The sequence below is a fragment of the Pseudomonas sediminis genome, assembly GCF_002741105.1.
Lineage (GTDB): Bacteria > Pseudomonadota > Gammaproteobacteria > Pseudomonadales > Pseudomonadaceae > Aquipseudomonas > Aquipseudomonas sediminis.
Window position 1 is genome coordinate 76,105 of the sequence record NZ_NIQU01000008.1, and the last position, 12,920, is coordinate 89,024.

Annotated in this window: 11 protein-coding genes; 4 read left to right on the forward strand and 7 right to left on the reverse strand. The window is 62.4% G+C overall.

All coding sequences use genetic code 11. The features are described from left to right. From CDO35_RS18430 to CDO35_RS18440, 3 genes are read right to left on the reverse strand one after another with little or no spacing between them, the layout of a single operon-like run. On the reverse strand, positions 1-321 hold the full coding sequence (locus CDO35_RS18430; RefSeq protein ID WP_099526114.1) for an RnfH family protein: 321 nt from the start codon (positions 319-321) through the stop codon (positions 1-3). Continuing rightward, entirely contained in the window at positions 314-748 is a 435-nt protein-coding gene (locus tag CDO35_RS18435; protein ID WP_055987035.1) for a type II toxin-antitoxin system RatA family toxin, read from the reverse strand. The genes CDO35_RS18430 and CDO35_RS18435 overlap by 8 nt, the downstream gene beginning before the upstream one ends. After that, positions 749-2,152, reverse strand: coding sequence for a sodium-dependent transporter (locus tag CDO35_RS18440; protein ID WP_099526115.1), 1,404 nt, complete (start codon positions 2,150-2,152; stop codon positions 749-751). It abuts the gene before it with no gap. 127 nt (positions 2,153-2,279) lie between these two features. Between CDO35_RS18440 and smpB the strand changes: the two genes are divergently transcribed. Further along, positions 2,280-2,762, forward strand: coding sequence for an SsrA-binding protein SmpB (smpB, locus tag CDO35_RS18445; RefSeq protein WP_099526116.1), 483 nt, complete (start codon positions 2,280-2,282; stop codon positions 2,760-2,762). 56 nt (positions 2,763-2,818) lie between these two features. On the opposite strand, the gene CDO35_RS18450 is transcribed toward smpB, so the two are convergent. Then, a complete protein-coding gene (locus CDO35_RS18450; RefSeq protein ID WP_099526117.1) occupies positions 2,819-3,586 on the reverse strand; it encodes an FCD domain-containing protein in 768 nt (255 codons plus the stop codon). Between the two features lie 295 nt (positions 3,587-3,881). Here CDO35_RS18450 and CDO35_RS18455 point away from each other — a divergent pair, with 295 nt between their 5' ends. The 3 genes from CDO35_RS18455 (at position 3,882) to dld (ending at position 8,521) form a co-directional block, all read left to right on the forward strand. Beyond that, positions 3,882-5,576, forward strand: coding sequence for an L-lactate permease (locus CDO35_RS18455; RefSeq protein WP_099526118.1), 1,695 nt, complete (start codon positions 3,882-3,884; stop codon positions 5,574-5,576). An 82-nt stretch (positions 5,577-5,658) separates the two neighbouring features. After that, positions 5,659-6,798: an FMN-dependent L-lactate dehydrogenase LldD gene (gene lldD / locus CDO35_RS18460; protein ID WP_099526119.1), complete on the forward strand. Its 1,140-nt coding sequence runs from the start codon at positions 5,659-5,661 to the stop codon at positions 6,796-6,798. Positions 6,799-6,802: 4 nt separating this feature from the next. Further along, the gene (gene dld, locus CDO35_RS18465; RefSeq protein ID WP_099526120.1) at positions 6,803-8,521 is read left to right on the forward strand and encodes a D-lactate dehydrogenase; all 1,719 of its coding nucleotides are present in this window, start codon (positions 6,803-6,805) and stop codon (positions 8,519-8,521) included. Positions 8,522-8,720: 199 nt separating this feature from the next. Here the strand turns inward: dld and clpB are convergent, their stop codons facing one another. From clpB to CDO35_RS18480, 3 genes are all read right to left on the reverse strand, one after another. Beyond that, positions 8,721-11,285, reverse strand: coding sequence for an ATP-dependent chaperone ClpB (gene clpB / locus CDO35_RS18470; protein WP_099526121.1), 2,565 nt, complete (start codon positions 11,283-11,285; stop codon positions 8,721-8,723). Positions 11,286-11,403: 118 nt separating this feature from the next. Next, entirely contained in the window at positions 11,404-12,141 is a 738-nt protein-coding gene (locus CDO35_RS18475) for a nitroreductase family protein (RefSeq protein WP_099526122.1), read from the reverse strand. A 134-nt stretch (positions 12,142-12,275) separates the two neighbouring features. Beyond that, a complete protein-coding gene (locus CDO35_RS18480) occupies positions 12,276-12,761 on the reverse strand; it encodes a glutathione peroxidase (RefSeq protein ID WP_099526123.1) in 486 nt (161 codons plus the stop codon). Positions 12,762-12,920 lie beyond the last annotated feature (159 nt).

Consider the following 12,920-nt stretch of genomic DNA (forward strand, 5'->3'; position numbering starts at 1 on the left):
TCACGCCAGTTCTTCGCCCTCTTCCCTGGCCTTGGCTTTGGCCGCACGCTGCTTGCGTACTTCCTTCGGGTCGGCGATCAGCGGCCGATAGATCTCGACGCGCTCGCCTTCCTCCAGCACTCGCTCTTCCGGTTTGCCTACCGCCTTGCCAAAAATGCCCAGCGGCGCCTGGCTCAGATCCAGTTCCGGAAAGAACTGCTGCATACCAGAACGCAGTGCGGCCTCGCGCACCGTGGTGCCGGCCGGTACGGACAAGCGCAGCAGCTTCTGCCGCTCGGCAAGGGCGTAGACCACCTCAATGGCAATACTGGGCTTATCCATACAACTGCTTGGCTCGCTGGCAGAAGGCATCGACCATGGTATTGGCCGCCTGATTGAACAGCGGCCCCAGCGTGGCACGCACCAGCGGCCCGGCGTAGTCGAAGGTCAGGTCCAGGCTGATCTTGCAGGCCTTGTCACCCAGCGCCTTGAACTCCCAGACGCCATGGAGACTGGTGAAAGGTCCTTCCTGCAGATTCATTTCGATACGCTGCCCTGGCTGCAGCACATTGCGCGTGACGAAGCGCTGACCGATGCTGCCTTTGGCCACTTCGAGGCTGGCCAGCATGTGCGTCTCGCTGACCTCCAGTACCTCACTGGCGCGGCACCAGGGCAGAAACTGCGGGTAACCGGCAACATCGTTGACGAGATCAAACAGTGCCTGCGCCGGATAAGGCAGTAACGCCGAGCGCTGGATTCGAGTAGCCATTTACTTGCTCAGCTCCGCGATGAAAACGATCAGGACGCCGATTGGCGCCACGACGCGAATCAGCCAGAGGGCCAGATTGAACAGCAGCGGGCTTCTGATGGACAGCTCGTCACGCACAGCGTCACGGCTCAACACCCAACCGGCGAACATGGCGAAAGCCAGACCGCCCAGCGGCAGCAGAATACGGCTGGTGAGGTAATCGATGCTGTCGAAGAAGGTCTTGCCGCCTTCGGCGCCCCACTGCAGCAGATGGAAACCATCCTCGGCGAAAACGAAGAACTTGGCCTCAGCCCAGAGGTTGAACGACAGCACCGTACCCATCCCCACCAGCCAGCACAGCAGCGCCAGTGCGGCGGTTACCTGCGCGCGGCTGCGCCCGGTTTTCTCGACGAAGTAGGCCACGGCCGGCTCCAGCATGGAGATTGAGGAGCTCCATGCGGCAACGGCCACCAGTACGAAGAAGATCAGCCCCATTACCTGGCCGAAGGCGATATTGCCGAAGGCAATCGGCAGGGTGACGAACATCAGCCCCGGGCCACCTCCCGGCTCCAGGCCAGCGGCAAAGACGATGGGGAACAGCGCCAGACCCGCCGTCAACGCCACCAGGGTATCGAGCACGCCAACGGTCAGTACCGTAGCGCCGATCGAAGCCTTCTTCGGCATGTAGGCGCCGTAGACCATGATCGAGCCGACACCCACGCTCAGGGTAAAGAACGCATGGCCCATGGCAGCGAGGATGCCGTCCTGCACCTTGCTCGGATCGAAATGAAAGAGGAAATCGAAACCTTCGCGGAAATGTCCGGTGGTGAAGCTGTACCCCAGCAGCACCAGCAGCAGCACGAACAGCAGCGGCATCATGATGCGCAGGCTGCGCTCCAGGCCTGCTACCACTCCCTTGGCGATGACGAACGCAGTGATCAGCATGAACAGGCTGTGCCACAGGGTCAGGCGCCACGGGTCGGAGGTCAGACCGCCGAACGCCGCACCTGCGCCATCGGCGCTGATACCGGTGAAGTCGCCACGCCCCATACCGATGATGTAATCCAGCGACCAACCAGCCACCACACTGTAGAAGGACAGAATCAGTAGCGCGGCGACCATCCCCATCAGCGCAGCCAGCGACCAGTGCTTCGAGGCTCCAGCTTCGATCGCCAGGCTCTTCATCGCATTGACCGGGCTCTGCCGGCCGCGGCGACCGATCATGGTTTCTGCCAGCATGATCGGCACACCCACCAGGGCAATGCAGAACAGATACATGACGACGAACGCACCGCCGCCATAGACCCCTGTCATATAGGGGAATTTCCAGATATTGCCGAGACCGACTGCCGAGCCGGTCGCCGCCAGGATGAATACCCAGCGACTGGCCCAGGCACCGTGAATCGAAACTTTGTCGCTCGCCATTACGGCCAAGACCCCATACTGCGGGAAAAAAGATCGCACATTGTCGGAGATTAGCGGCATGGGCTCAAGTTTGGCTCGGTAACGCCCCATGGCGCAGGCGCGGACGACTCCCTATAATGCGCGCCCTATGGCTAAGCAAAAGAAACATCCTCAAGGCACCATCGCGCTGAACAAAAAGGCGCTGCATGACTATTTCATCGAACACAAGTTCGAGGCCGGCTTGGTGCTGTCCGGCTGGGAAGTGAAGAGCCTGCGTGCCGGCAAAGCACAGCTGGTCGACAGCTACGTGCTGCTCAAGGACGATGAAGCCTGGCTGATGGGTTGCCACATCGCGCCCCTGAAAACCGCCAGCACCCATGTCATCGCCGACCCGACCCGCACGCGCAAGCTGCTGCTGAACAAGCGCGAGCTGGAAAAGCTGTTCGGCTCAGTACAGCAGAAGGGCTATACCGCCGTGGCACTGTCGCTTTACTGGAAGCAGCATCTGGTCAAATGCGAAATTGCCCTGGCCAAGGGCAAGAAGGACTTCGACAAGCGCCACACCGAGAAGGAACGTGACGCCGACCGCGAAGTTCAGCGCGCGATGCGCAGCAAGGGCAAGGAAGACTGAACATCCTCCCCACTTCGTAGCCCGGGTGATGATTGATCGCCTGGGCTCGTTGTTTCTTAAAGGCCTAGCCGGCGCTGCGCACGCGCCACACGCTGGGCTTCCAGCTGCACTTCCGAGAGCACTTCCTGCACATAGTCGATGTGCTGGTTGGAAAGCTCACGAGCATCCTCCGCACGACCTTCGATGATCGCCTGATACAACGCGCGGTGCTGCCCGATCAGCATGTCGCGGGTCTCCTCACGCTGGGCATACATGCCGCCGATGTTGGTCACCACGTTGCGCTTGAGCAAGTCGAACAGACCACGGATGGTGTGCAGCAGCACCGCGTTATGACTGGCCTCGGCAATCGCCAGGTGAAAGCGCGCATCGGCCGCCCCTTCCTCGGCACGAGTCACCTTGCCGACTCGCGCGTAGCAATCCTGCAAGGCTTCGAACGCTTCGGTGAGGCGCTGCCGGTCGATATCGGTGGCGCGCCTGGCCGCGTAGTAGGCGCAGGAGCCTTCCAGCGTATGGCGGAATTCCAGCAGGTCACGCTGGGCATCTTCCTTGTGCTCCAGCAGTTGCAGTAGCGGGTCGCTGAAGGTCGAGCCGAGCGACTCAGCGACATAGTTACCGCCACCCTGGCGACTGATCAGCAGCCCCTTGGCTGCCAACTTCTGGATCGCTTCACGCAGGGACGGACGAGACACGCCGAACTGCTCGGCCAGCGCACGCTCTGCGGGCAGCCTCTCACCGGCACGCAAAGTGCCTTCGAGAATCATGGTTTCCAGTTGCGCGACGATGTCATCGGAGAGACGACGCTGCCGCACCTGACCTACTTCCATCACCCACATCTCCATTGGTTTGACCAGGCCGAAGACCTCAGGAGGCAAGCCTATAGCGCGCCCTTTCGCTGAACAAGCAGGCACTCTACGACCAAAGTCTTAGCCACTCGATTTGACAGTCAATTGAGCAACTTTTAACCTGACCTCGCTTCATTGTAAATTGGTATTACCAATTTAACCAACAAGAACAACAAACCATCGAGGTCACGCCATGACAGCCCTACGCGCTGCAAGCCTGTTCGATCACGCCTCATCCCTGCCGCGCCCGCTGCGCGCTCGTGTGGAGTAAGACCCAATGTCCAACGGAATTCTCGCCCTGCTGGCGTTCTCGCCGATTCTGCTTGCCGCCGTTCTGCTGATCGGCCTGCGCTGGCCGGCCAAACACGCCATGCCTCTGGTCTACCTGGTGACTGCCGCCGTCGGTCTGTTCGCCTGGGACATGACCCTCAATCGTGTCCTGGCCTCCACCCTGCAAGGCTTGTTGATCACTCTCGGCCTGCTGTGGATCATTTTCGGCGCCATCCTGCTGCTCAATACCCTCAAGCACTCTGGCGGCATAACCGCCATCCGTGCCGGCTTCACCACCATCAGTCCTGACCGCCGCATCCAGGCCATCATCATCGCCTGGTTGTTCGGCTGCTTCATCGAGGGCGCCTCGGGCTTCGGTACGCCAGCCGCCATCGCTGCCCCGCTGCTGGTTGCCATCGGTTTTCCGGCCATGGCCGCCGTGTTGATGGGCATGCTGGTACAAAGCACGCCGGTCTCCTTCGGCGCCGTCGGTACGCCGATCATCGTCGGCCTCAATACCGGCCTGGACACTGCCACCATCGGTGCGCAGCTGGTCGAGCAGGGTTCGTCCTGGGCGCAGTTCCTGCAGTTGATCACCAGTGAAGTGGCAATCATCCATGCCACCGTCGGTGTGGTCATGCCGGTCATCATGGCAATGATGCTGACCCGTTTCTTCGGTCAGGAGAAAAGCTGGAAAGCCGGTCTGGAAGTGCTGCCGTTCGCGATTTTCGCCGGGCTGGCCTTCGTCGTGCCGTACGTTTTCACCGGCGTCTTTCTCGGCCCGGAATTCCCATCGCTGCTGGGCGGCCTGATCGGCCTGGCCATCGTCACCAGCGCCGCCCGCTTCGGCTTCCTGGTGCCGAAAAAGACCTGGGACTTCGCCCCGGCGGACAAATGGCCGAGCGAATGGCTGGGCACCGTCGAGATGAAGCTGGACGAACTGACCGCCAAACCGATGAGCGCACTGCGCGCCTGGCTGCCCTATGTGCTGGTCGGCGCACTGCTGGTGATCAGCCGTGTGTTCCCGGAAGTAGGCAACGCGCTGAAGGCCGTGGTGGTGAACTTCCCCGACCTGCTCGGCGAAGCCGGTGTCAGCGCCAACTTCCAACCCCTGTACCTACCGGGCGGCATACTGGTCGCCGTGGTTCTGGCCACGTTCTTCCTGCATGGCATGAAGGCGCGTGACCTGGGCAAGGCGGTGAAAGAGTCATCCAGCGTATTGCTCAGCGCCGGTTTCGTGCTGCTGTTCACCGTGCCGATGGTGCGTATCCTGATCAACTCCGGCGTGAATGGTGCAGAACTGGCCAGCATGCCGATCCTCATGGCCCGCTGGGTGGCCGACAGCGTTGGCGGCATCTATCCACTACTGGCCCCGAGCATCGGTGCCCTGGGCGCCTTCATCGCTGGTTCCAACACCGTCAGCAACATGATGTTCAGCCAGTTCCAATTCGGCGTGGCCAGCAGCCTGGGTATTTCCAGCGCGCTGATCGTCGCGGTGCAGGCCGTAGGTGCCGCCGCCGGCAACATGGTGGCGATCCATAACGTGGTCGCAGCCTCGGCTACCGTTGGCCTGCTCGGCCGCGAAGGCAGTACCCTGCGCAAGACCATCTGGCCGACGCTGTACTACCTGCTGTTCACCGGCATCATCGCGATGGTCGCGATCTACGTACTGGGCGTCAGCGATCCGCTGATGACTCACTGATCGACTGGTAGTGAGCGCCCCGACATCGTCGGGGCATTTGCCATCAGGCTACGCTTCTCTTTTTCAGCAACAGGATGAGCCCATGATCATTTCTGCCTCGACCGACTACCGCGCTGCCGCTCAACGCAAGCTGCCGCCCTTCCTGTTCCACTACGCCGATGGCGGCGCTTACGCCGAGCACACGCTGCGCCGCAATGTCGCCGATCTGTCGGACATCGAACTGCGCCAGCGCGTGCTGAAGAACATGTCCGAACTGGACCTTTCCACCGAGCTGTTCGGCGAGAAGATGTCGATGCCGGTCGGCCTGGCTCCGGTTGGCCTGACCGGCATGTTCGCTCGCCGTGGCGAGGTGCAGGCAGCCAAGGCGGCAGCGGCCAAGGGCATTCCCTTCACCCTGTCCACCGTGTCGGTGTGCCCGATCGAGGAAGTGGCACCGGCCATCGACCGACCGATGTGGTTCCAGCTCTATGTACTGAAAGACCGCGGCTTCATGAAGAACGCCCTGGAGCGCGCCAAAGCCGCCGGCTGCTCGACACTGGTATTCACCGTCGACATGCCCGTGCCCGGCGCACGCTACCGTGACGCCCATTCCGGCATGAGCGGCCCGAACGCCGCACTGCGCCGCATGCTGCAAGCGATGACTCACCCGCAGTGGGCCTGGGACGTCGGTCTGATGGGCAAACCGCATGACCTGGGCAATATCTCCGCTTACCGCGGCAACCCGACTGGCCTGGCCGACTACATCGGCTGGCTGGGCGCCAACTTCGATCCGTCGATCTCCTGGAAGGACCTGGAATGGATCCGTGACTTCTGGGACGGCCCGATGGTGATCAAGGGCATTCTCGACCCGGAAGACGCCCGCGATGCGGTCACTTTCGGCGCCGACGGCATCATCGTTTCCAACCATGGCGGTCGTCAGCTCGACGGCGTGCTGTCCAGCGCCCGCGCCTTGCCGGCCATCGCCGATGCGGTCAAGGGTGACCTGAAAATCCTCGCCGACTCCGGTATCCGCACCGGCCTCGACGTGGTGCGCATGATCGCCCAGGGCGCCGACACCGTGCTGCTCGGCCGCGCCTTCCTCTATGCCCTGGCCGCTGCCGGTGGTGCCGGCGTGAGCAACCTGCTCGACCTGATCGAGAAGGAAATGCGCGTTGCCATGGTGCTGACTGGCGCCAAGTCCATCGCCGAAATCACCTCGGACCTGCTGGTCAAGGAGCGCTGATGCCATGAATACTGCAGCCGCCACTCCCGTCAGCCGTGACGCCCTGCTGGCGCAGATGCGCCAGATCGTCGGCAATAGCCACGTGCTGACCGACGAACAAAGCACGCGGCGCTTCCGCAAGGGCCACCGCACCGGTGAGGGCAACGTCCTGGCCGTGGTACGCCCCGCTTCGCTGCTGGAGCAGTGGCGCATCCTGCAGGCGGCAGTGGCGGCCGACCGTATCGTCATCATGCAGGCAGCCAATACCGGCCTGACCGGAGGCTCGACCCCGGATGGCGCTGACTACGACCGCGAGATCGTGCTGATCAGCACCCTGCGCATCACCGGGGTACAACTGATCAACGATGGTCAGCAGGTGGTGTGCCTACCGGGCGCGACCCTGGATCGCCTGGAACAGGCCTTGGCGCCACTGAATCGCGAACCGCATTCGGTGATCGGCTCGTCCTGCATCGGCGCCTCGGTACTTGGCGGTATCTGCAACAACTCCGGCGGCGCCCTGGTGCGTCGCGGCCCGGCCTACACCGAGCTGGCGCTGTATGCGCAGGTGAAAGATGACGGCGCGCTGGAGCTGGTCAACCATCTGGGCATCGAGCTGGGCAACGATCCGGAGGAAATCCTCACCCGCCTGCAGAACGGCGACTACACGCCGCAGCAGGTACGCAACGAGGACACTGCCAAGGCCTCTGATGCACGCTACGGCGAGCACGTGCGCGACGTCGATGCCGACACACCGGCGCGCTTCAATGCTGACCCGTCGCGCCTGTTCGAAGCCTCCGGTTCGGCAGGCAAGCTGTGCCTGTTCGCCGTGCGTCTGGACACCTTCCCGAAAGAGCCGAGCACGGTGTTCTACATCGGCAGCAACGACCCGCACGACCTGACCGAAGTGCGCCGCCACCTGCTGGCCAAGCTGCCGCGCCTGCCGATTGCCGGGGAATACATCCACCGCACGGCATTCGACATCGGCGAGAAGTACGGCAAGGACACCTTCCTGGTGATCGACAAATTCGGCACGTCCAAGGTGCCGGCCGCCTTCGCCATGAAGAGCCGCGTGGACGGTTTCTTCGAGCGCTTCGGCCTGCGTGGCGTGACCGACAAGGTGATCCAGGCCCTGATGAACCTGCTGCCCAGCCACCTACCGCAACGCATGCGCGAGTACCGTGACCGTTTCGAGCATCACCTGCTGGTGCGCGTTTCCAACGACACGCTGGAACAGACCCGCAGCTTCCTGACCGAGTATTTCACTGGCAGTGACAGCGGTGCCTATTTCGAGTGCGATGCCGATGAGGGGCGCAAAGCCTTCCTGCACCGCTTCGCCGTGGCCGGCGCCGCGATCCGCTACCGCGAGTCGCACCGCAGCAGTGTCGAGGACATCCTCGCCCTGGACATCGCCCTGCGCCGCAACGACCGCGACTGGGTCGAGACGCTACCGCAGGAGATGGAAGAGCAGATCATCCACAAGCTCTACTACGGGCACTTCTTCTGCCATGTGTTCCACCAGGACTATATCGTCAAGAAAGGCGTCGACCCGATCGCCATGGAACACCGCATGTGGAAGCTGCTGGACGCTCGCCAAGCCGAGTACCCGGCCGAGCACAACGTTGGCCATCTGTACGTGGCCAAGCCGGCGCTGGCCGGTTTCTACCGCGAACTCGACCCGACCAACACCTTCAACCCTGGCATCGGCCATACCTCGAAGAAGAAGCATTGGGGTGGTTGTTGCTAGGACGCTGAACCTTTACGTAGGAGCGGCTTCAGCAGCGAACGAGGAAAATCGCGGCTGAAGCCGCTCCTACGCGAAACACGCAGCAACGTAGCCCGGATGCAATCCGGGAAAACCTGACGCCGACTCCCCGGATTTCATCCGGGCTACAAAAGCAAAGGCCCGCCAAATTGGCGGGCCTTTGTGTTGACGCGGCAAACGATCAGGCGAACACGATTTCTTCGTCATCGACCTTGGCATGCACTACCGCCCCCGGGGCGAAATCGCCAGAGAGTATCTGCTGCGCCAGCGGGTTCTCGATCCAGCGCTGGATCGCCCGTTTCAGCGGACGCGCACCATACACCGGGTCGTAGCCGACCGCGATCAGCTTGTCGAGCGCCTCCGGCGTGAGCTCCAGGCTAAGCTCGCGCTCGGCCAGACGGCCACGCAGACGCTGCAACTGGATCTCGGCGATGCCGGCGATCTGCTCGCGGCCCAGCGGTTCGAACACCACCACTTCGTCGATACGGTTGATGAACTCGGGACGGAAGTGGCTGCTCACCGCATCCATCACCGCCGCGCGCTGCGCTTCCTTGTCGCCGACCAACTCCTGAATCTGCGCCGAGCCGAGGTTGGAGGTCATCACGATCACCGTGTTCTTGAAGTCCACGGTGCGGCCATGGCTGTCGGTCAGGCGACCGTCTTCCAGTACCTGCAGCAGCACGTTGAACACATCCGGGTGCGCCTTCTCGACTTCGTCCATCAGCACCACCGAATAGGGTTTGCGGCGCACGGCCTCGGTCAGATAACCGCCCTCTTCGTAACCCACGTAGCCGGGCGGTGCACCAATCAGCCGGGCAACGCTGTGCTTCTCCATGAACTCGGACATATCGATGCGTACCAGCGCCTCTTCGGTGTCGAAGAGGAACTCGGCCAGCGCCTTGCACAGCTCGGTCTTGCCCACCCCGGTCGGGCCGAGGAAGAGGAACGAGCCGCTCGGACGGTTGGGGTCGGCCAGCCCAGCGCGCGAACGGCGCACGGCGTTGGAGACAGCGACCACCGCCTCGTCCTGGCCGATAACGCGCTGGTGCAGCAAACCCTCCATCTTCAGTAGCTTCTCGCGCTCACCTTCGAGCATCTTGCTCACCGGAATGCCCGTCCACTTGGACACGACCTCGGCGATCTCCTCGTCGGTGACCTTGCTGCGCAACAACTGGTTCTCAGCCTTGCCATGCTGGTCGACCATCTGCAGGCTGCGCTCCAGATCCGGAATGATGCCGTACTGCAGTTCGGCCATACGCTGCAGGTCGGACTTACGCCGCGCTGCCTCGAGATCGGCCTTGGCCTGCTCGATCTTCTGCTGGATCTGCGCCGAACCCTGCACCTCGGCCTTCTCCGACTTCCAGATTTCATCCAGGTCGGCGTATTCCTTCTCCAGCCGGGTGATGTCTTCCTTGAGCTTTTCAAGGCGCTTGAGCGCTGCGTCGTCGTCTTCCTTCTTCAGCGCCTCGCGCTCGATCTTCAGCTGGATCAGGCGACGATCCAGGCGATCCAGCTCCTCCGGCTTGGAGTCGATCTCCATGCGGATGCGGCTGGCTGCTTCGTCGATCAGATCGATGGCCTTGTCCGGCAATTGGCGGTCGGTGATGTAGCGATGGCTGAGCTTGGCCGCGGCGATGATCGCGCCGTCGGTGATGGTCACACCGTGGTGCACCTCGTAGCGCTCTTTCAGGCCACGCAGGATGGCGATGGTGTCTTCCTCGCTCGGCTCATCCACCAGTACCTTCTGGAAGCGACGCTCCAGCGCGGCATCCTTCTCGATGAACTGGCGGTACTCGTCCAGTGTGGTCGCGCCGACGCAGTGCAGCTCCCCACGAGCCAGGGCCGGCTTGAGCATGTTGCCGGCGTCCATGGCGCCCTCGGCCTTGCCGGCGCCGACCATGGTGTGCAGCTCGTCGATGAAAAGGATGATGCGCCCTTCCTGCTTGCCCAGTTCGTTGAGCACCGCCTTGAGGCGCTCCTCGAACTCGCCGCGGAACTTGGCGCCGGCGATCAGCGAGCCCATGTCCAGCGACAGCAGGCGCTTGTCCTTCAGGCCATCCGGCACTTCGCCATTGATGATGCGCTGGGCCAGGCCTTCGGCGATGGCGGTCTTGCCCACACCGGGTTCGCCGATCAGTACCGGGTTGTTCTTGGTCCGGCGCTGCAGGACCTGGATAGTGCGGCGGATCTCGTCGTCGCGGCCGATCACCGGGTCGAGCTTGCCTTCTTCGGCGCGCTTGGTCAGGTCGACGGTGTACTTGTCCAGCGCCTGCCGCGATTCCTCGACATTGGGGTCGTTGACGGCCTGGCCGCCGCGCAGGTTGGCGATGGCATTTTCCAGGGCCTTCTTCGATACACCCTGGCCGAGCAGCAGCTTGCCTAGTTTGCTGCTCTCGTCCATGGCAGCGAGCAGCACCAGCTCGCTGGAAATGAACTGGTCGCCCTTCTGCTGGGCCAGGCGGTCGGCCTGATTGAGCAGACGTGCCAGGTCCTGCGACAGGTTGATGTCGCCCGTGGGGTTCTGCAGCTTGCCAAGTTGATCCAGTTCACGGGTCAGGCCCTGACGCAGGCTGTTGATGTCGAAGCCGACCTGCATCAGCAGCGGCTTGATCGAACCGCCCTGTTGCTCGAGCAGCGCCTGCATCAAGTGCAGCGGCTCGATGGCGGCATGATCCATGCCCACCGCCAGGGATTGGGCATCGGAGAGTGCAAGTTGCAGCTTGCTGGTCAAACGATCGATACGCATAAATATCCTTCCTCCAGAGTGGCGAGCCGGGACAACATCCCCGAAAAAAGAAACTCGCCGAATGCAGACTAGATAAGGACGATTACGCCGTATTCAAGATGTGGCGACTTGATCCAGATCAGCGCCAGGTGACGTGCTGTTCCAGCGGAAAGCGAAAGCGCGGGTTGTACACACCCTTCTCGCCCTGACGCCCCACCGCCAGCAGCATGATGGGGATGGCCTGGCGCGGTATATCCAGCACACGACGCAAACGCGGCTCGTCGAAGCCCTCCATCGGGCAGGTGGCGTAGCCGTGACTCTGGAAAGCGAGCATCAGATTTTCTGCCGCCAGCGCCGTCGACTTAACCGCCCACAGGCGCATATCAGCCTTGCTGTTGGGCTTGCGCATCAGCGGTTTGCGTAACCCCATCAGCCGCACCAGTTGGCGCTTGAACAGGCCGAGTAGGCCCAGCGGCCCCTGGTTGTACTGAAACGGCGCGGTCTTGCTGTAGAAACGACGGATGCGCGCCGGTACCTCGGCCTCTGGCCAGTAATCGATGACGTTGCGGCAGGCCTGACGCCAGGTGTCCGGGCGCGCCAGCACGGCAATAATCAAGGGCGCACGTGCAGCGTTCTGGCTCATGCAGACCGGGTGCAGCTGCGCCAGCAGCGCCGGGTCGCGAATCACCTGGAAACTCCAGGGCTGCAGGTTGCAGGAGTTCGGCGCCAGCACGGCCAGTTCCAGGCAATCGCGGATCACCGCGTCCGGCACCAGTTCAGGGGTGAAACGGCGCACCGCACGGCGACTTTCGATCAGTGCACGCAACTCGCCCGGTGAGGCCATGGCAGGTGGTTGCTCGTTGGGAAAGTTGGTCATGGGCGCACTCCTCGGCATCTCGGCCGATTAAGCAAGCGGATGACGATGAGAACAAGGGTGCAAGGGGAAATGGCCGGGAATTTGGCCGATTAGCCTCACCTGCGCCCAGGATAGCGAGCGCAGGCGTTGCTACTTCACAGGCCCAAGGCTTTTTCGATGGCCTGGATCAAGGCCGGATCGTCCGGCGTGGTACGCGGTGAGAAACGCGCCAGCACACGGCCGTCCTGGCCGACCAGAAACTTCTCGAAGTTCCAGGTGATATCACCGGGAAATTCGGCACCCTCACCAGCCAGCAGGCGATAGAGCGGGTGACGAGCAGGGCCGTTGACCTCCAGCTTGCTGCCCAGCGGAAAGCTCACGCCGTAGTTGAGGCTGCAGAACGAACGAATCTCGTCCTCGCTGCCTGGCTCCTGGCCGGCGAACTGGTTGCACGGCACACCAAGCACGGTGAAACCGTTGTCCTTGTACTGTTGATAGAGTTTTTCCAGCCCGGCGTATTGAGGGGTCAGGCCGCATTTGGAGGCGACGTTGACCACTAGCACTACTTGGCCCTTGTAGGGCGCCAACGGCAGTTCCTGGCCGTCCAGCGCACGCAGATTGAGATCGTGAAAAGCACTCATGACGAACTTCCTCAGCGAATTCAGTGCAGCGGGCGCACGGCCCGGTAAATCCTCGAAGCGGCTGCAAGCGCACAGACCGCCATGCATGAAAAAGGCGCCCTGAGGCGCCTTTATCGCAAGCTTGAGCTTAGCAGCGGTTGCTCCACTAGGAACGACCGC

Bases quoted from the DNA above. Each gene is read 5' to 3' on its own strand.
- CDO35_RS18430 (WP_099526114.1), bottom strand. From the start codon at position 321: ATGGATAAGCCCAGTATTGCCATTGAGGTGGTCTACGCCCTTGCCGAG.
- CDO35_RS18435 (WP_055987035.1), bottom strand. From the start codon at position 748: ATGGCTACTCGAATCCAGCGCTCGGCGTTACTGCCTTATCCGGCGCAG.
- CDO35_RS18440 (WP_099526115.1), bottom strand. From the start codon at position 2,152: ATGGCGAGCGACAAAGTTTCGATTCACGGTGCCTGGGCCAGTCGCTGG.
- smpB (WP_099526116.1), top strand. From the start codon at position 2,280: ATGGCTAAGCAAAAGAAACATCCTCAAGGCACCATCGCGCTGAACAAA.
- CDO35_RS18450 (WP_099526117.1), bottom strand. From the start codon at position 3,586: ATGGAAGTAGGTCAGGTGCGGCAGCGTCGTCTCTCCGATGACATCGTC.
- CDO35_RS18455 (WP_099526118.1), top strand. From the start codon at position 3,882: ATGTCCAACGGAATTCTCGCCCTGCTGGCGTTCTCGCCGATTCTGCTT.
- lldD (WP_099526119.1), top strand. From the start codon at position 5,659: ATGATCATTTCTGCCTCGACCGACTACCGCGCTGCCGCTCAACGCAAG.
- dld (WP_099526120.1), top strand. From the start codon at position 6,803: ATGAATACTGCAGCCGCCACTCCCGTCAGCCGTGACGCCCTGCTGGCG.
- clpB (WP_099526121.1), bottom strand. From the start codon at position 11,285: ATGCGTATCGATCGTTTGACCAGCAAGCTGCAACTTGCACTCTCCGAT.
- CDO35_RS18475 (WP_099526122.1), bottom strand. From the start codon at position 12,141: ATGACCAACTTTCCCAACGAGCAACCACCTGCCATGGCCTCACCGGGC.
- CDO35_RS18480 (WP_099526123.1), bottom strand. From the start codon at position 12,761: ATGAGTGCTTTTCACGATCTCAATCTGCGTGCGCTGGACGGCCAGGAA.